The 19,134-nt window shown below is 38.3% G+C and carries 17 protein-coding genes and 1 other annotated feature; of the genes, 4 read left to right on the top strand and 13 right to left on the bottom strand.

Translation table 11 applies throughout. From position 1 onward, the window contains the following. Positions 1-44: 44 nt before the first annotated feature. The 8 genes from AC1F25_RS02725 to rpsB form a co-directional block, all read right to left on the bottom strand. Complete coding sequence (locus AC1F25_RS02725; RefSeq protein WP_002308900.1) at positions 45-1,754, bottom strand: proline--tRNA ligase; 1,710 nt, start codon at positions 1,752-1,754, stop codon at positions 45-47. A 67-nt stretch (positions 1,755-1,821) separates the two neighbouring features. Further along, positions 1,822-3,090: an RIP metalloprotease RseP gene (rseP, locus tag AC1F25_RS02720; protein ID WP_002308899.1), complete on the bottom strand. Its 1,269-nt coding sequence runs from the start codon at positions 3,088-3,090 to the stop codon at positions 1,822-1,824. A 160-nt stretch (positions 3,091-3,250) separates the two neighbouring features. Beyond that, a complete protein-coding gene (locus AC1F25_RS02715; RefSeq protein WP_002308898.1) occupies positions 3,251-4,051 on the bottom strand; it encodes a phosphatidate cytidylyltransferase in 801 nt (266 codons plus the stop codon). After that, positions 4,048-4,860 (bottom strand): isoprenyl transferase, encoded by an 813-nt coding sequence (locus AC1F25_RS02710; protein WP_002308897.1) that lies wholly within the window; start codon positions 4,858-4,860, stop codon positions 4,048-4,050. The genes AC1F25_RS02715 and AC1F25_RS02710 overlap by 4 nt, the downstream gene beginning before the upstream one ends. A 194-nt stretch (positions 4,861-5,054) precedes the next feature. Then, the gene (gene frr / locus AC1F25_RS02705) at positions 5,055-5,612 is read right to left on the bottom strand and encodes a ribosome recycling factor (RefSeq protein ID WP_002293875.1); all 558 of its coding nucleotides are present in this window, start codon (positions 5,610-5,612) and stop codon (positions 5,055-5,057) included. A 2-nt stretch (positions 5,613-5,614) separates the two neighbouring features. Further along, positions 5,615-6,337 carry a UMP kinase gene (gene pyrH / locus AC1F25_RS02700; protein ID WP_002293877.1) on the bottom strand — a complete coding sequence of 241 codons (723 nt, stop codon included), beginning with the start codon at positions 6,335-6,337 and terminating at the stop codon, positions 5,615-5,617. A gap of 135 nt (positions 6,338-6,472) precedes the next feature. Next, the gene (tsf, locus tag AC1F25_RS02695; protein ID WP_002293878.1) at positions 6,473-7,354 is read right to left on the bottom strand and encodes a translation elongation factor Ts; all 882 of its coding nucleotides are present in this window, start codon (positions 7,352-7,354) and stop codon (positions 6,473-6,475) included. Between the two features lie 97 nt (positions 7,355-7,451). Beyond that, positions 7,452-8,234: a 30S ribosomal protein S2 gene (gene rpsB / locus AC1F25_RS02690; protein ID WP_002293880.1), complete on the bottom strand. Its 783-nt coding sequence runs from the start codon at positions 8,232-8,234 to the stop codon at positions 7,452-7,454. A gap of 358 nt (positions 8,235-8,592) precedes the next feature. Between rpsB and AC1F25_RS02685 the strand changes: the two genes are divergently transcribed. From AC1F25_RS02685 to phnX, 3 genes are all read left to right on the top strand, one after another. Further along, positions 8,593-9,072, top strand: coding sequence for an arginine repressor (locus AC1F25_RS02685; protein ID WP_002316352.1), 480 nt, complete (start codon positions 8,593-8,595; stop codon positions 9,070-9,072). Positions 9,073-9,291: 219 nt separating this feature from the next. Beyond that, positions 9,292-10,383: a 2-aminoethylphosphonate--pyruvate transaminase gene (phnW, locus tag AC1F25_RS02680; protein ID WP_479994222.1), complete on the top strand. Its 1,092-nt coding sequence runs from the start codon at positions 9,292-9,294 to the stop codon at positions 10,381-10,383. Next, a complete protein-coding gene (phnX, locus tag AC1F25_RS02675; protein ID WP_479994221.1) occupies positions 10,376-11,161 on the top strand; it encodes a phosphonoacetaldehyde hydrolase in 786 nt (261 codons plus the stop codon). The genes phnW and phnX overlap by 8 nt, the downstream gene beginning before the upstream one ends. 179 nt (positions 11,162-11,340) lie before the next feature. On the opposite strand, the gene argS is transcribed toward phnX, so the two are convergent. From argS to arcA, 4 genes are all read right to left on the bottom strand, one after another. Continuing rightward, positions 11,341-13,032: an arginine--tRNA ligase gene (gene argS / locus AC1F25_RS02670; protein ID WP_002308891.1), complete on the bottom strand. Its 1,692-nt coding sequence runs from the start codon at positions 13,030-13,032 to the stop codon at positions 11,341-11,343. A gap of 76 nt (positions 13,033-13,108) precedes the next feature. After that, positions 13,109-13,306 (bottom strand) — a binding site (T-box leader). 148 nt (positions 13,307-13,454) lie between these two features. Beyond that, a complete protein-coding gene (gene arcC, locus AC1F25_RS02665; RefSeq protein ID WP_002313642.1) occupies positions 13,455-14,402 on the bottom strand; it encodes a carbamate kinase in 948 nt (315 codons plus the stop codon). Positions 14,403-14,516: 114 nt separating this feature from the next. After that, complete coding sequence (argF, locus tag AC1F25_RS02660; RefSeq protein WP_002288437.1) at positions 14,517-15,536, bottom strand: ornithine carbamoyltransferase; 1,020 nt, start codon at positions 15,534-15,536, stop codon at positions 14,517-14,519. Between the two features lie 90 nt (positions 15,537-15,626). Next, positions 15,627-16,856 carry an arginine deiminase gene (gene arcA, locus AC1F25_RS02655; protein WP_002308888.1) on the bottom strand — a complete coding sequence of 410 codons (1,230 nt, stop codon included), beginning with the start codon at positions 16,854-16,856 and terminating at the stop codon, positions 15,627-15,629. A 460-nt stretch (positions 16,857-17,316) separates the two neighbouring features. On the opposite strand from arcA, the gene AC1F25_RS02650 reads away from it, so the two are divergent. Beyond that, entirely contained in the window at positions 17,317-18,018 is a 702-nt protein-coding gene (locus AC1F25_RS02650; protein WP_002308887.1) for a Crp/Fnr family transcriptional regulator, read from the top strand. A 61-nt stretch (positions 18,019-18,079) separates the two neighbouring features. Here the strand turns inward: AC1F25_RS02650 and AC1F25_RS02645 are convergent, their stop codons facing one another. Further along, entirely contained in the window at positions 18,080-18,709 is a 630-nt protein-coding gene (locus tag AC1F25_RS02645) for a CpsD/CapB family tyrosine-protein kinase (protein WP_479994337.1), read from the bottom strand. Between the last annotated feature and the right edge of the window lie 425 nt (positions 18,710-19,134).

The following is a 19,134-nucleotide window of genomic DNA, read 5'->3' as shown; positions in this document are numbered from 1 at the left end:
AACAGCTGATTCAGCTATTTTACTTTTCTGTGTTTTAACGCTTATTATTCCCCTTGGTTCAAGAGGATTGGTAAAGTATTCGCCAATTCTTCTTTACGTACTTCAACCATTTCGCCAGTTTTCTTGATTTTCACTTCTACGATTCCTTCTACTGCTTTTTTACCGACAGTAATTCTGATTGGACAGCCAATCAAATCAGAATCCGCGAATTTCACTCCTGCGCGTTCATTTCTGTCATCAACCAGTACTTCATAGCCAGCTTTTGTCATCGCTTCTTCTAGTTCATTCGTCAAGTTTGTTTGGTATTCGTCTTTTAAATTCATTTGGACGATATGCAGATCAAATGGCGCAATTCCTTTTGGCCAATTGATTCCTTGTTCATCTGAATGTTGTTCTACGATTGCTGATAATAAACGGCTCACACCGATACCATAACAGCCCATAATCACAAATTTTTCCCGTCCGTTTTCGTCTAGAACGGTTGCCCCCATAGATTCACTGTAACGAGTGCCAATTTTGAAGATATGTCCGATTTCGATTCCTCGAGTAAAGGCAAGAACACCGTTGTTGTCTGGTGAAGGATCTCCTTCTTGTACAAAACGAAGATCTTCATAAGAAAGCACAGTGAAATCGCGTTCTGGATTCACATTTTTATAGTGGAAGCCTGTTTCGTTCGCTCCAGTAATGGCATTCGCTAAATCTTGGACATAACGGTCTGCATATACTTTTACATCCTCTGAAACACCGATTGGTCCGACAGAACCAAACTCAGCACCTAGATATTTTTGTGCTTCTTCTTCCGTCGCTTCTTCTAAAAAGTCAGCAGATAGATAGTTTTTCAGTTTTACGTCATTGACTTCATGGTCTCCGCGTACCAAAACAAGGACAGGTTGTTCATCCGCAATGAACAATACAGACTTGATGATTTTTTGAGGTTCAACAGAAAAGAAATCTGCTACTTCGTCAATTGATTTTACGTTAGGTGTAGCTACTTTCTCTAATTCAAGCTGTGTTTCATGCGATTTTTTTGACACATAGTAGCTTGTAGCCATCTCCAAGTTTGCAGCATAATCACTTTCAGTCGAATAACAAATCGTATCCTCCCCGATCTCTGAGATCGCCATGAATTCCTTTGAGTCTTTCCCGCCCATTGCGCCACCGTCTCCGATGATCGAACGAAATTCCAAACCGCAACGCTTAAAGACTTCGGTATAGGCTTTTTCATAATCTTTATACGTTTCGTCTAAACTTTCTTCCGTTGCATGGAAAGAATATGCATCTTTCATGATAAACTCACGTCCGCGAAGCAAACCAAAGCGAGGACGTTTTTCGTCACGATACTTAGGTTGGATTTGATAAAGATTCAAAGGTAATTTCTTATATGAATTAATTTCATTACGCATCAAATCAGTAAAAGTCTCTTCGTGAGTTGGTCCAAGAATCATTTTTCGATCATTACGGTCCTTGAAACGATACAAGTTTGGACCATATGTTTCGTAACGTCCTGACTCTTCCCAAAGTTCTGCTGGCAAGATAGCAGGCATCAGCATCTCTACCGCACCGATTTTTTCAAATTCTTCCCGCATGATACGTTTCAGCTTTTCTAATACACGATTTGCTAATGGCAGATAAGAATAGATACCCGCTGATACTTGACGGATATATCCAGCTCTTAGCAAGATTTGATGACTTAATACTTCTGCATCATTTGGAACTTCACGTAATGTTGGAATCAACATTTTTGATTGTCTCATTCTATATACTCCTTTATTTCCTCAAAATAGTTATCGTTTGTTATTATACCCTATTTGTCAACTTTTTCTAGAAAAAGAATCGTTGAATATCGTTCCATGTAACTAGCACCATCAACAACATTAAAAATCCAAAGCCAGCTAATGTCAATATTCCTTCTTTTTCTTGACTTAATGGTTTCCCACGAATCCCTTCAAAAATATTCAACACTAATTTCCCACCATCTAAGGCAGGGATCGGAAGCAGATTGACGATTCCAAGGTTCATTGAAAGAAGCGCCATCAAACCAATAACAGTTGTTACACCTTGGTTTGCTGCTTCTGAAGATAATTGGTACATCATAACAGGTCCGCCTAATTTATCTAAACTAAAACCTGTAAACAGTGATCCTAAGGCTTTGAAAATTTCCAATGAACCGCTAAAAGCTTGACGTGTTCCGCCGATGATCTTATCCATAAAACCTGTATTCATTGGGGCTTGTATGCCAAGTTGGCCAACTTTTTCGCCATTTGACTCTACCGATTTCGGTGTCACGTCGACAGATTGCATCTTACCTTCTCGTTCGATCTCAAAATCTAATGTTTTACCTGGATTTTTCGTGATGACTGTTGTCAAATCGTTCCAAGTGTGGATTTCTTTACCGTCCACGCTAACTACCTTATCATTTTCTTTTAAGCCTGCTTCTGCCGCAGCACCATTAGGGATAATCTCTCCTACACGATTAGTATTTGTCACTTGAACACCGCCTTGCATGAATGCAAGAATAATAAATAACACGATTGCCAAGATAAAGTTATTCATTGGACCGGCAAAATTGGTCAGCATACGCTGCCACAGTTTAGCCGATTGGAACTGTACATCTTTTGGTGCAATTCTGATTTCTGTTCCGTCGGTTTCAATAATCGTCGCATCGTGATCGACAGGATAGGTCACTACTTCTGTTTCATCTCCATTCACATAACCAGTGATAGTCAGCTCATCTTCTAAATCATAACGGCTCAATTCCATTGGGATAGCATTTGTCAATTGGATTTTCTTACTTAAATTTATCTTCTCTACGATGCCGTCAGAATTTAGTAAAAGAGAAAGAGGCATACCTGGTGCCATTTCTGTTTCATCATCCCCATTGCCTGCCATTCGAACATAACCGCCAATAGGTAATAGGCGAAGCGTATATGTTGTCCCGTCTTTTGCTTGATGCCCATAAATTTTCGGACCCATACCGATAGCAAATTCGCGAACGAGGATTCCTGATCGTTTCGCAAAGAAGAAATGACCAAACTCATGAACAATCACTAATATACCAAAAACAATGATAAATGTTAGTATCGTTTTCATAGCTTTTTTCTCCTTTACTTGTTTTTTGTGTGTTTTTTTAAACAACGTTAAAACACTATAATTTTACCATAGTATACCTAAGACACCAATAGTATCAATAAAATGAGAAACAAAAACCTGCGTCTTTTATGAAAATCACAAAGAAACGCAGGCATACTTACTAAATAATGCCAAATAAATGCATGATAGGAAATACAAACAGCAAGCTATCGAAACGGTCTAAGATTCCCCCGTGGCCCGGTAAGATATTTCCTGAGTCTTTCACATCATAATGGCGTTTGATTGCTGATTCGACCAAATCGCCAAATTGTCCGACTGCCGAAAAAATAATCGTCATCAGAAGCATGACAAACATACCATGATTGAATAGTTCTTTTGCTGGATACAACAATAGATAAAGAAATGCGACTACAACAGCACTTCCGATCCCGCCTAACGCGCCTTCAATCGTTTTGTTCGGTGAAATATCCGGACTTAACTTGTGTTGTCCATAACGACGGCCAACCATATAAGCACCAATATCAGTTGCCCAAACGATAAACAGACCAAAAATCAAAACAGCTAAACTTTCTGTTCGTGCATTGACGAAATTCTGGAAGCCTATTCCTACATACAAACTGACAAGTACTGGGAAACCTGCTTCATCAATCGTATACGTATTTTTAGATATAACTGACGTCCCTAAAAGGATCATAACGATAAGATAAAATAGCATAAATGTACTGACGTTCTCTGGAAGAAAGAAGAACCATCTTTCTTTTGGCAAGACAAGGAGCACTGCACCAATAGCGGATAAAACTCCTTCAAAACTTAGGAGAGTCAATCCTTTCATCCGGAAAAGCTCATAAACTCCTACCACAGCTAAGACTGCTGCGGTAAGCTCAACCGCTATGCCCCCAATCCATATAATCGGAATAAACAAGACAAGCGCCACGGCTGCTGTGATTACACGTTGTTTCATGACTGATCCCCTTTCTCATTTTCTGTTTTTTTTACACCGCCGAATCGACGATCTCGATTTTGATAAGAGGCAATTGCTTCTTCAAGATGTGCACCGTCAAAATCAGGCCAAAGTGCTTTTGTAAAATACAATTCACTATATGCAATCTGCCATAACAGAAAATTACTGATCCGCTCTTCTCCGCTTGTACGGATCATCAACTCAGGATCTTGTAATTCTTTGGGCAAGAAACCTGTCATTAGATGGTTGGCAATCACTTCATCATCGATTTCTTCTGCCTGTATTTCTCCCTTTGCTACTTCTTCAGCAATGTTTTGGACTGCGGTCACGATTTCTGCTCTGCTTCCGTAATTCAAAGCAAAGTTTAACACCATTCCGGTATTGTCTTTTGTTTGCTCAATTGCACGTTTTACAGCGTCTTGCGTCTGTTCTGGTAACACGTTCTCATACCCCATGACATGGACTTTGACGTTTTCTTTGATCAATTCTGGTACGAACGTATCAAAAAAGTCGACAGGTAGTTGCATGAGAAAACTTACTTCATCTTTTGGTCGCTTCCAGTTTTCAGTCGAAAAAGCATAAAGCGTCAATACTTTCACTCCAAGCCTTGATGCTTTCTTTGTGACTTTCTTTACTGTTTCCATACCTTCTTTATGACCAGCGACTCTTGGCAAACGCCGGTTTTGCGCCCAACGACCATTGCCGTCCATGATGATGGCAACGTGTTGAGGAATTGGTCCATCGGCATTAAATTGAAATTCGCTTTTTTCTTGAATATATTTGTTTTTTTGCGGAAAAAAACGTAACATTCTTTTTCCTCCTATACTTAAAAGATTCCCACTATCTTAAGTATTATAGCAATATCTAAACGTTTTTCCTATGAAATCATTGTTTTTTTATTTAAAAACTGAATAATTTTTCCTTTTTTTAATCTTTAAATAAAAGAAACATAAATAAAAACAGAGGAAGCGGAATGATCCGCCCCTCTGTTTTTATGGTTTTATTAAACTTCCAATAATTCTTTTTCTTTATCAGCAGCGATCTTATCTACTTCTTTAATGCTGTTATCTGTCAATGTTTGTACGTCTTTTTCTAGTCCACGCAAATCATCTTCGGTAATGTCACCATTTTTTTGTTGTTTTTTATATTCATCGATTGCATCACGACGGATGTTACGAATCGCGATTTTTGCATTTTCTGCTTCTTTTTTCACATCTTTAGCTAATTCTTTTCTGCGTTCTTCTGTCAGTTGTGGGATAACCAAACGAATAACATTTCCATCATTGGTAGGACTGATTCCGATATCACTTGCCATAATAGCTTTTTCAACATCTTGAAGAATGCTCTTGTCAAAAGGCGTGATCATTAAAACACGTGCTTCTGGGATTTGGATTGACGCCATTTGGTTCAATGGAGTTGGTGCACCGTAATAATTCACAGTGATTCGATCCAAAAGGCTAGCATTCGCGCGGCCTGCGCGGATTTGCCCAAGTTCACGTTGAAGATTTTGTGCTGCTTTTTTCATTTTTTCTTTTGCTTCTGTCATAATTGCATCTGCCATTTTTATTTCCCCCTTACAGTCGTTCCGATATTTTCACCTAAGATTGCTCGGCGAATATTTCCGTGTTCATTTAAATTGAAGACAAGCAATGGAATGTCATTATCCATGCTTAGTGAACTTGCAGTTGAATCCATGACTTGTAATCCTTTAGCAATCACTTCCAGATGAGTCAGTTCTTCAAATTTCACTGCATTTGCATCTACTTTCGGATCAGCAGAATAAACACCGTCTACATTGTTTTTAGCCATCAGGATAACATCTGCGCCAATTTCTGCTGCGCGTAATGCTGCCGTTGTATCTGTCGAGAAGTACGGGTTGCCGGTACCGCCCGCAAAAATAACAATCCGTCCTTTTTCTAAATGACGTTCTGCTTTACGGCGAATGTATGGCTCTGCGATTTGACGCATTTCAATCGAAGTTTGCACGCGTGTCGGTACACCCACGTTTTCCAATGTATCCTGTAAAGCTAAGGCATTCATAACTGTAGCTAACATACCCATGTAATCAGCTTGAGCGCGTTCCATGCCCATTTGTGCTCCGATTTGTCCGCGCCAGATATTTCCGCCACCCACAACGATTGCCATTTCAACGCCCAGTTCGTGAACTTCTTTGATTTCTTGGATGATTTCTTTGATTACTGGTGGTTTGATTCCAAATCCTGCATCCCCAGCTAAAGCTTCTCCACTCAATTTTAAGACTACACGCTGATATTTCGGTGTGACCATGTTCATTCCTCCAATATTTTCTATTGCCATTTTACCATACTTAGATGATTTCGACACGCTAAGCCTGGTTTTTCTTGTTTTGCTTAAAAAAAGGGAGCGCACAAAGCGTGCGTTCCCGTCTGTCATTCAACAGAATTATTTTTTCACTTGGCTCATAACTTCTTCTACAAAGTTATCTTCGCGTTTTTCGATACCTTCGCCAACTTCGAAACGTACGAATGTTTTAACAGTTGCGCCTTTTGAAGCAACGTATTTTTCAACAGTCATATCAGGATCTTTAACGAATGGTTGGTCAACCAAAGCGATTTCTGCTTTGAATTTCTTCAAGCGTCCTTCTACCATTTTTTCAACGATATTCGCTGGTTTGCCTTCATTCAATGCTTGTTCTGTAAGAACAGTTTTTTCATGTTCTAATTCAGCTTCTGGAATTTGTGATTCGTTTACATAGCGAGGATTGATAGCTGCTACGTGCATAGCTACATCTCTTGCAACTGTTTCATCTGTTGTTCCGTCTAGAACAGTCAATACAGCAATACGTCCGCCCATATGCAAGTATCCGCCAAATGCAGCATTGTCGTCTTTTTCTACAACTTCAAAGCGACGGAAGCTGATTTTTTCTCCGATAACTTGAGTTGCTTCGATCAAATCAGATTCAATCGTTCCTTTATCTGTTTTGATTTTCATTGCAGCTTCCATGTCTGCTGGTTTGTTTTCAGCAACAAGTTCTGCGATTTCTTTTACTAAGTCTTGGAACATTTCATTTTTAGATACAAAGTCTGTTTCTGAGTTTACTTCAACGATTGCTGCAGTGTTACCTTTCACAGCAACTGAAGCTAATCCTTCAGCGGCAATGCGGTCATTTTTCTTTGCAGCCTTTGCCATTCCTTTTTCACGTAAAAGATCAACTGCTTTTTCCATATCGCCTTCTACTTCAACTAATGCTTTTTTCGCATCCATCATTCCTACGCCAGTCATTTCGCGTAGTTCTTTTACCATTTTAGCTGTAACGTCTGCCATGTTTAACTCCTCCTGTGTGTGTTCTTTTTAAAAAAAGCTGTTTCAAAGGAGAGTGAGGCTTGTCGCCCAGCCTTTGAAACAGCTCCATCATTCAAAATTATTCTGCTGAAGAATTGTCGCCTTCAACAACATCTACGATTTCTTCGATTGATGTTGCTGTGTTTTCTTCTGTGAAATCTTCTTCAACTACTTGATCTTCACCTTGGTTTCCTTCGATGAAAGCATCAGCCATTTTTGAAGTAATCAATTTAACGGCACGAATGGCATCGTCGTTTGAAGGGATTACTACGTCGATTTCATCTGGATCGCAGTTTGTATCAACCATAGCTACGATTGGGATATTTAATTTGTGTGCTTCTTGAACAGCAATACGTTCTTTACGTGGGTCAACGATGTACATTACATCTGGGATTCTTGGCATATCAGCGATACCGCCTAAGAATTTTTCAAGACGTTCGCGTTCTTTGTTCAAACCAGCAACTTCTTTTTTAGGTAGAACTTCAAAAGTTCCATCTTCTTCCATTGCATTGATTTGTTTCAAACGGCTGATACGTTTTTGGATAGTATCCCAGTTTGTCAATGTTCCGCCTAACCAACGATGGTTAACGAAGTATTGTCCTGCACGAGTTGCTTCTTCTTTGATTGCTTCTTGTGCTTGTTTTTTTGTACCTACGAATAATGCTACGCCGCCTTCTTCAGCAACGCTCTTCATGTAATCATAAGCTGCATCTACTAATTTAACTGTTTTTTGTAAGTCAATGATGTAGATTCCGTTTCTTTCTGTGAAGATATATTTCTTCATTTTTGGGTTCCAGCGACGAGTTTGGTGACCAAAGTGTACGCCGGCTTCTAGTAATTGTTTCATAGAAATTACTGCCATGTTTGTTTCCTCCGATTTGGTTTTATTTTCCCTCTTCTTATCTTCTACCTTGCCGGCAAACTTTTTCAAGCACCTACCGACAATCCAATAAGAATGTGGATTTGCTGATGCATAAAGCACCCTCAGCTATTATACAGACAAAAGATCCATATCGCAAGAGCAAATGTACTTTTCTGCTCAACATTCAATAGTTTACCTGAAAGACAAAAAGAATTCAAGAAAAACAGTAGATTTCTCTTTGTTTCTTTATTCTCTTTTTTCCATAAAATAATTTTAGATATAAAAGACGAATATTATTGGGCAATCCTTCTTTTTTTTGTTATGATACATGTGAAATCTTTCGTAAAGGAGAAAGAAAATGCGCAAAGCTCAAAGACATTTGCTGATTAAACAAGTCATTGAAGAATTCCCGATCCGTACGCAAGAAGAACTATTAAACAAACTTGGGCATTATGGCGTTACCGCAACGCAAGCAACGATTTCTCGAGATATACGTGATCTGAAAATCGTGAAGGCACCTGATGAAAACGGCATTTCCCGCTTTGTGTTGTTTCGCGAAAAAGGTACTCCTGATACTAAGACTGAAGAAGAGGATCGGCTGATTCAAATGATTGAAGACATTGTGTTGAAAGTCGAACGAGTCCACTTTTTGACAATCGTTAATACCTTGCCAGACAATGCTCATTTATTTGCATCTGTTTTAGATGAGATCAAGCCTCCTCCTATCGTCAGTACGATTGCTGGATTTGATACGATCATGATTATCTCAGAAAATGAGGAGGATGCAAAACGAGTAGAAGAATTTCTTCACCATCCGACTGAAGTATCACTTTTTTAATCAGAGCACGTGTTCCTAATAAGGAATGCGTGTTTTTTTATTTTCAATATTTTCCTTGTTAAATAAACCTTTACACTCTTTACAAAAATACATCAGTTTTTATTTAAAATTTTCATAACTTTGATTAAATCACAATACTCATCATTTATATTGGATGTTAGCAAGAGCAGAGTCTTGCTCTTTGTGTATGTCAATAAAAAAGAAATGAAAGGAAATCGCATGTATAAATTATTAACGCCTGGACCATTAACGACTTCTGAAACAGTGAAAAAAGCGATGCTGACCGATCATTGTACCTGGGATCAAGAATACAAAGAGATGACACAATGGATAAGAAAAAAATTGCTGGAGCTTGCTCAAGTACCGGAAGAACTATACACAACGGTCTTGATGCAAGGCAGCGGCTCCTTTGGGGTAGAATCTGTTTTAAGTACTGTGATTAGACCAGAAGATACTTTGCTGATTTGTTCAAATGGCGCATACGGTCAACGAATGGTTGCCATGTGCAAATATCTGCAACTAAACTATGCAGTTTATGAAGTACCTGAACACCAAATCCCCCAAGCACATATGATTACACAGTTGATTGAAGAGAATCCGTTTATCTTCGCACTTGCAATGGTCCATAGCGAGACTACTTCCGGTATTTTAAATGATTTGGAAGAAATTGCTACTGTCGTACAGGAAAGAAATCTTTTGTTTATAGTAGATGCGATGTCTAGCTTTGGTGGGATACCGATTCATGTAGCGGAACTAGGGATCGATTTTTTGATTTCTAGCTCAAATAAATGTATTCAAGGTGTTCCAGGTTTTTCTTTTGTACTTGCTAATAAAGTGGAACTAGAAAAGCGAAAAAATGTGAGTCGAAGTTTGTCACTTGATCTGTATGACCAGTATCGCGTGATGGAAAACGAGAATGGCAAATGGCGTTTCACTTCCCCTACTCATACGGTTTTGGCTTTTCAACAGGCATTGAAGGAACTAGAGCTAGAAGGAGGGATCGAAACTCGATATTCACGTTATCTCGCCAATAATCATGTGCTACGACAAAAAATGACAGAGATGGGATTCCAGCCTTTCATCCAAGAGTATCAGGGGCCATTCATTACCTCTTTTCTTTACCCTAAAGACTGGCGATTTGATTTCAATCATTTCTATCAGCATTTAAAACAAAACGGATTTGTGATCTATCCTGGGAAGATCAGCGATCATGAATGTTTTCGTATCGGTAATATTGGCGAGATTTATCCAGAAGACATTTTAGAACTGACAGCAATTATCAAAGACTATAAGGAGAACATTAATGATTAAAACTGTAATTTTTGATTGGGCAGGAACAACTGTGGACTTTGGCTGTATGGCTCCTGTCCACGCTTTTAGAAATGCTTTTCTAGAAAAAGGGATCCAACTGACTGACAAAGAGATCCGCGAACCGATGGGAAAATTAAAATGGGATCATATCCAACAGCTTCTTTCCCTCCCTTCTGTCAAAGAACAATGGATAGCGATTCATGGACAACTACCTCAGGAAAAAGAGGTGGAGGAGTTGTATCAGCAATTTGAACATTATCTGTTTAAAGATTTGGCCCAGCATTCTACCTTGAAACCCGACACATTGGAAACGGTCGAGCAGTTGAGAAGCGTTGGGATCAATATTGGTTCCACGACTGGATTTACTGCTCCTATGATGGCAATCGTAGCAGAAACCGCAAAAAAAGGAGGGTATTCACCAGACTTCATGGCAACTTCTGAAGACGTCGAAGGATATGGACGACCATTTCCTTATATGATTCATAAAAACATACACCATTTCAAAAACAAGTCGGTTGATGAAGTAATCAAAGTTGGAGATACGGTCTCAGATATCCAAGAAGGAAAAAATGCTGGGGTGTTTACAGTTGGTGTGATTGAAGGTAGTTCGCTGATGGGACTTTCATATGATGCATACCAACAAATAGAGATGGAGGAAAAAGATCGCTTAAAACAGTCTGTTGCTCTTAGATTCCAACAAGCTGGTGCTGATCTTTGCGTAAATAACTTAAAGGAGTTAACAGAGTACATTTTGTGCGCTGACAAGAATCCAGAATGACTTTTATTCGCAATAAGGGCTGTGACAAAAATATTGTCACAGCCCTTATTGCGAATAAACGGTGTTCTCCTGCCAACTCCTCGGTCACAAGTCACAATATCCAACAAACACGAGAAGCTGTTTTTTGAAATTGTTCCTTGTGACTCGGAGCTGATCACTGATTTCACATTCTTTTTTTCTTACATCTTATCTGGTGCATGAAGTCCTAGCAAACGAAGATCTTCTTTCAATAATACAGTCACTGCATACACTAAAGCTAAGCGTGCTTCTTTTTGTTCATCGTCAGCTAAAATTTTCGTATGAGCATAGTATTTGTTGAATGCCTGTGCTAATTTGATTGCATGTTTCGCAATCACTGAAGGTTCATATTTTTCCCCAGCGGATAAGACTGTTTCAGGATATTTTTGAACCAATTTGACTACTTCCCAGCTGATATCGTCATTCAACGCATAGTCTGCTGTTTCTGAAGGGACGAATCCTGCTTTTTCCAACAGACTGACTGCACGAGCATGTGTATATTGCACATAAGGTCCAGTTTCTCCTTCAAAACGAACCACTTCTTCCAAGTTGAAGTCAAATGTATTGAGACGATCGTTTTTCAAATCATGGAAGATGACTGCTCCAACCCCTACTTGTTTAGCTACAACATCTTTGTTTTCTAAATCAGGGTTTTTCTCGCTGATCTGTTCTTTAGCAGATTGGATTGCTTCATTCAATACTTCTTCTAGTAAGACGATTTTTCCTTTACGAGTTGATAATTTTTTACCACCTTGTGTGATCAAACCAAATGGGATATGGTGCATATCGTCAGACCAGTCAAAGCCCATTTCTTTCAAGACAGCTTTCAATTGTTTGAAATGATAACTTTGTTCATTCCCTACTACATATAGAGATTGCTTGAAGTCATAGGTACGTTTACGATACAATGCGGCAGCTAAGTCACGTGTGATGTATAGTGTCGCGCCATCTGATTTCTTGATTAATGCTGGATTCAAGTCGTAAGCAGAAAGGTCAACGATCTCCGCACCTTTATCTTCGTTCAGCAAATGTTTTTCTTCTAAAAGTTCGACGATTTCATCCATTTTGTCATTATAGAAAGCTTCACCGTTCAATGAATCAAACTGTACTTCTAGTAGATCATAGATTTTGTTGAATTCTTTCATCGATTCATCACGGAACCATTGCCACAATTGGATAGCTTCTTCATCGCCTTCTTCTAGACGTTTGAACCAAGCACGAGCTTCTTCATTTAATTCTGGTTCTGTTTCAGCTACTTCATGAAATTGGACATACAAACGAAGCAGTTCATTGATTGGCTCTGCTTTGACCGCTTCTTCTGAACCCCATTTTTTGTAAGCAACAATCAGTTTTCCGAATTGCGTGCCCCAGTCACCTAAATGATTGATGCGGATTGGCTGGTATCCGATTTTTTCCATAATGAAGCCAATCGAATTACCGATAACTGTCGAACGTAAATGTCCCATTGAGATTGGTTTTGCAATATTTGGAGAAGACATATCGATCGGTACGGTCCCTTGATTCCCAATATTGCTATCCCCATAATGTTCTTTTTCTTTCACTACTGTTTGCAAAACTTTTTTGCTGATAAGTTCTTTATTCATGAAAAAGTTCAAGTAAGGTCCAACCACTTCGATTTTTTCAAAGTTGGCAGAGTCGATTTTTTCTGCTAAATCTGCAGCGATTTGCTGTGGCGCTTTTCGGTAAACTTTTGCTAATGAAAAGGCTGGAAATGCCACATCCCCGTGTTCGGCTGATTTTGGATTTTCTAGTAATTGTTCGACTTGTTCAAGTGTCAAATCGTCTTTGACAACGTCATAGACAGCTTTTGCGACAAGATCTTTATTATTCATCTTTATTCCTCCTAAAATACTCTCTTATTTGTTCAACAAAAAAAATCTCTAATGACGACATACTTAGTATGCCATCATTAGAGACGAGATTTCCCGCGGTACCACTCCAATTGTCCTAAAAAAGGACCAGCTCCATCTGATATCGGTAGACGACCGTCTGTTTAAAACAGAATTCTCCAAGTGCGCTTCGTTGTATCTCCTTCATTCGGCTTCCACCACTTCCGAATTCGCTAGCTAAGAATGATACAAGTACTCTCTTGTTCAACAAATCTTAATCTTATTAAACTTTCTTGAATTATATCAGAAAAAAAAACGAAAGGCTAGTCGTTTCTAATAAAAAAAACAATCCAGATGGCCTAAAGGAGAAGAAATACCACCTGGATAGTTATAAATCATTTCGTAAATACGAAAGACTTAACAAATTAATCAGCTACGATAATCGTTCCTTCTTCAGAAGCTAAAAGATTTTCGATATTTTCTAAAGAAGTGATGATTGCCTTAGCGTTCGGTTTTGCTTCAACAAATGCAATAGCTGCTTCTACTTTCGGAAGCATGCTTCCTGGAGCGAACTGTTTTTCATCAATGTATTGTTTCATTTCTGAAACAGTAACAGTTTCTAGTTTCTTTTGATCCGGTTTTTGGTAATTGACATACACATTGTCTACACCTGTCAAAACGATCAGCAAATCCGCATCGATGATTTCGGCTAATTTTTCTGAAGCAAAATCTTTATCGATCACGGCTTCTCGCCCTTCTAATCCAGTAGCTGTTTCTACAACAGGAATCCCGCCACCGCCGACAGACACCGTGATAACTCCTTGTTCGACTAGCGTTTCGATGACACGTGCTTCTTTGATCGAGATTGGTTTAGGGGAAGCGACTACTTTTCTCCATCCACGTCCAGCGTCTTCTTTGAATGTCACAGTAGAATCAGCATTCATTTGTTCTTTCGCTTCTTCTTCCGTGTAGAATGGGCCGACTGGTTTACTTGGATTTTTGAAGGAAGGATCGTTTTCATCCACAATGACTTGAGTGACTAAAGAAACTACATCTTTATCGATTCCTTTTTCCTTCAGTACTTCACCCATCGCGTTTTGGAGCCAGTAGCCGATTGACCCTTCTGTCATTGCGACACATGTATCTAAAGGCATTGCTGGTGTTTTCTCAGAATCAGCAGCTTGCTGCTGAATCAATAGGTTGCCGACTTGCGGACCATTTCCGTGAGAGATGATTAGTTCATCTCCTTGTTCGATAAATTTCACTAAATACTTTGCTGTTTCCATTAACGCTTCTTGTTGGGCTTTTGCACTTGCATCCGTAGACAAGATGGCATTGCCTCCTAAAGCGACAACTACTTTTCGTTTGGCCATTTCATTCGTCCTTTCTTCAGTTCTTCTGAATTTTCTAGATAACAAAACGAGCCAGCGTTTTGTGATTTTCCCTCAATGCTGACTCGTTTTTTCGTGAGATGAATGTGGTTATGCTTAAACGCGAGGGATAAACAAGTTACCTAATGTTGCCGCCATGATTGCTTTGATTGAATGCATACGATTTTCTGCTTGGTCAAATTGACGAGCATATTTGCTGCGGAAGACTTCGTCTGTTACTTCCATTTCAGTGATGCCAAAACGTTCTTTCATTTGTTCACCGTAAACAGTGTTTGTATCATGGAAAGCTGGTAAGCAGTGCAAGAAGATCAAACGATCTGTATTGTGTGTTTTTTCTACCATTTCCATATTGATTTGGTAAGGCTTCAACAATTTGATCCGTTCTTCAAATTTATCTTCTTCACCCATTGATACCCATACATCAGAATAAAGAACGTCTGCTCCGTCTACACCTTTATCAACATCGTCGGTAATCATCAATTGTGCCCCTGATTTTTCAGCAAAACCTTCTGCCATTTTGACGATTTCTTCTTCAGGTTGTAACTCTTTTGGTGCAACGATACGCATGTTTGCTCCCAAAATTGCACCTGTTACTAATAAAGAGTTAGCCATATTGTTTCGACCATCCCCACAGTATGCAACAGTGATGCCTTCTACAGTTCCAAAGTTTTCTTGGATAGTTAAAAAGTCAGCGATCATTTGCGTTGGATGCCATTCGTCAGTCAATCCATTCCAAACTGGAACGCCAGAGAATTCTGCTAGTTCCTCTACCATTTTTTGACTGAATCCACGGAATTCGATTCCGTCAAACATACGACCTAACACTTTAGCTGTATCTTCTGTTGATTCTTTTTTACCTAATTGGATGTCATTCGCACCTAGGTATTCAGGATGTGCACCTAGATCGATTGCTGCAGTGGTAAATGCAGAACGAGTACGTGTAGATGTTTTTTCAAATAAAAGTGCGATATTTTTTCCTTCTAGATAGTGATGTGGGATCCCACGCTTTTTCAAGTCTTTCAAGTGTTCTGAAAAATCGATCAAATATTGTAACTCTTCTTTTGTAAAATCTTTTTCTGCTAATAAACTTCTTCCTTGGAATACTGATTCTTTCATATTAAACATTCTCCTTTAGATTGTTTTTATTTAAGATTAAAGAGGAAATCCTGACGACAGCTGACAGTAAGACTGTCGTCAGGTTATAAACTACTTCAAGTCTTCACGGACAAGTGGTTGACTCATGCAACGTGGACCGCCACGACCTCGTGACAATTCACTTGAATTGATTTCCAACACTTTGATACCATAGCTACGAAGCAATTCGTTCGATACGTAATTCCGATTGTAAGTGACTACGACACCTGGAGCGATTGCCAATGTATTGGATCCGTCATTCCATTGTTCTCTAGGGGCAACGATCTCATCCCCATTACCAGTTGGAATCAATACAAGATCATCTAATCCAAGAGCAGCTTTCATCGTTTCGTGTAAGTTATCTGAATGAGTGATCTTGATATCATCACCATCTGGTTCGATCGTAAAGACATCCATCTTACCGTCTTTACTTTGGATTGCTGGATGGATAGTGAATTTGTCATGGTCTACCATTGTGAATACGGTGTCCAAATGCATCATTGCACGGTTGTTCGGGATTTTGATTGCTAATACTTTTTCAAATCCTGAATTTTTTGCGAATAGATGGCGTGCTAATTTTTCTAAAGCTTTTGCATTTGTTCGTTGAGAAATCCCAACTGCTACTACTTTATCGCTTAAGATTAATTCATCTCCACCTTCGATATGATCTGGATTTTCACGATCCAACCATACTTCAATCCCTTTATTGGCAAATCTTGGATGATGTTTCAAAATATATTCTGTAAACATCGATTCACGACGACGTGCTTCAAAAGTCATCTTATTGACGGTCATCCCATTTCCCATTGATGCGGAAGGATCGCGTGTAAAGTACAAGTTTGGCATTGGGTCCATATAAAATGGATAGTCGTCGTCTGCTGAAAGATCATATAGGCTGCTAGAACGTACTTCGATATCTTTTGTACGAACCCCAGCCATGATTTTATCTACCATTTCTTGTGTTTCCATTGATAGAAGGAACTCATGAAGACCATCTCTTACTGCATTCGATGCGATATGAGATTCATCCAACATTTTATTCAAGAATTGTTCTTTGACGTTGCCTGCGTCAATCGCTTCTGCTGCTAATTTTTCCAAGTAAAGAGTTTCAACGCCTTCGTTTTGCAAGGTCTTTGCAAAGTTGTCATGTTCTTCTTGAGCAATCGGAAGATATGGAATATCATCAAACAACAGACGATCCATAATATCTGGTGTCAAATTTTCCACTTCTTGTCCAGGCCGTTTCAGTAAAACTGTCTTTAATTTCCCTATTTCAGAGAAAACGTGAATAGGTTTATCCATGTTGTGTTGCCTCCTTCTTTTTGATTACATGTATAGGATAGCCTCCTTTTGTAATCACTTTCATAATTTTGTCTCATTCAAAATGAGACATCCCTCACATTAATATTCGATAATTAAATAATTAAACGTTTTTCTAATTTTAAGCGTAATTTATTCATTTTTTATTCTGTATACACTTCCAAAAAAATATTTATTCATCTAAAAAATTTTTTTGAATAAATCATAAAAATAAAATATACTAACATTGTTAGCGTTTGCTATATGTATTATTATTGTTTTTTATACACAAATACTTATCTTCAAAATAAATTATTCAATGCGAATGTATATTTTTTACATAATAACAAATCAAATTTGTAAAGTATTAAAACTTATGTTTAATTCAGATGTGTTAAAACTTTACAAATTCTTTAAAAAAAGTAACAATAAATATAGTGAACAATAAGGAGAGGACTTTTTAATGCGTGTTAATAAAATCGATTTTCACTTTTCAAAACTCAGATATCAACCTGATTTTGAACATTTCTCGGATGAAGAGTTCCAACAGATCAAGGAACATACTGTTCTTCGTTCCTATAAGAAAGGACAAATCCTTTTTGATGATGGAGATTCTAGACAACGGTTATATATCTTGACCAAAGGACTTGTTCGTTTAGAACGTTACGATGAAAGTGCCACCTATTATTATTATGATTACGTGACTACCAATAACCTTTTTCCTATGTCAGGAATGTTTGGAGAAGAGACCTACACTTATACAGCTCAAGCGATGACTGATATCGAAACTTTCTATCTTCCTGTTTCCTACTATGAAAAATTAGCACGAAAAAATCCTGAACAACTGATCTATATGATTCAAAAAATTTCTAAAGTAGTCGAAATACATGAGTTACGTATCCAAATTGGATTAACCTCCAGTGCTTTTGATCGAGTGAAACAAAATCTATTCATTTTGAAAGAAGAACTTGGCGTACCAACAGAAGACGGTCATATCACCATTCCTTATCCAATTACCTTAAAAGAATTAGCAGTGAATAGCGGTACGACACGTGAAACTGCTGGACAAGTAATCAAACAACTACGTGATTCAGGATTGTTAGATTATCACAAAAAGCATTTTACTTTCTGTAAGACCGCTACTACTCCAGCTTTGAGAGAATAACGCGACAAAAAGAAACAGCGATCCTGATATTTATCGGGATCACTGTTTCTTTTCGTTTCGTCTATTCAAATGATTGGTAATAATAAGTGAGATCACTTTCTTTTTTTGTTCCATTGTAAACTACACCTAATATATTTGCTTTTGCAATCTGCAACAGTTCTTTCGCTTTTAACAACTCTTGTTTCTTTGTCTTTCTTTCTCTGACAACAAGTAGCGTTCCATCCGTTTTTGCTGCAAGGATTTGAGCATCCGTTACAGTTGCTACCGGAGGCATATCAAAAATGACCAGATCAAAGTCAAGTATCAGTTCCTCTATTATCTCTTCCATTCTTTTCGTCCCTAAAACTTCCGAAGGATTCGGCGGCTTTGGACCACTGGGCAAGACCCAAAGATTTTCTATATGTGTTTCAGTTATGTAATCGTCCGCTATCCGTTCACGCTCACTAAGTAAATTACTCAGTCCTTCATTATGCGGCAATTGAAAAGACAACGCTACAGTTGGTTTCCTCAAATCGGCATCTACAAGTAAGACCTGTTTTCCACTATTTGCAAAAACTACTGCTAGATTAGCGGCAGTAATAGATTTCCCTTCATCTGGACCAGAAGAAGTGATGACCAATGTATTCAATTCACGATCAATCGCTGCAAACTGGATGTTGGACCGGATCGTTCGATATTTCTCGGCAGTAATTGATTGATCAGCTAATGCAACTAAAGGAACCGGAGGGGCAGATGTTTCTTTTTCTTCATATTCTCTCTACTTTCTTTTTTCATTTTGTATCTAGACTTTCTATGTATACGAATAAATCCTATGATTTATTGAATTAATCATAGCACAGGAAAAAAACGAACACAATTTATATAATAACTATTTTTTTATTACAGATATCGGCATGAAACACTTCTAAAACAAGCTATATTATAAATTTAAATAACACAATTAATTAAAAACAGGCAAAAAAATAGGGTTGTGACAAAAATCTGTCACAACCCTTATTACAATAAATAGTGTTCAAAAGTTTGCATCTACGGTAATAAGTTCAACCAAGTCAAAAACATGTGAAGCTGTTTTTTTCTTTGCTGTTCTTATAACTTGATGCAGGGCAGTTTTTTTAC

It is taken from the genome of Enterococcus sp. M-BR2 (assembly GCF_056612775.1).
This window is presented reverse-complemented; position numbering and strand designations above follow the sequence as displayed.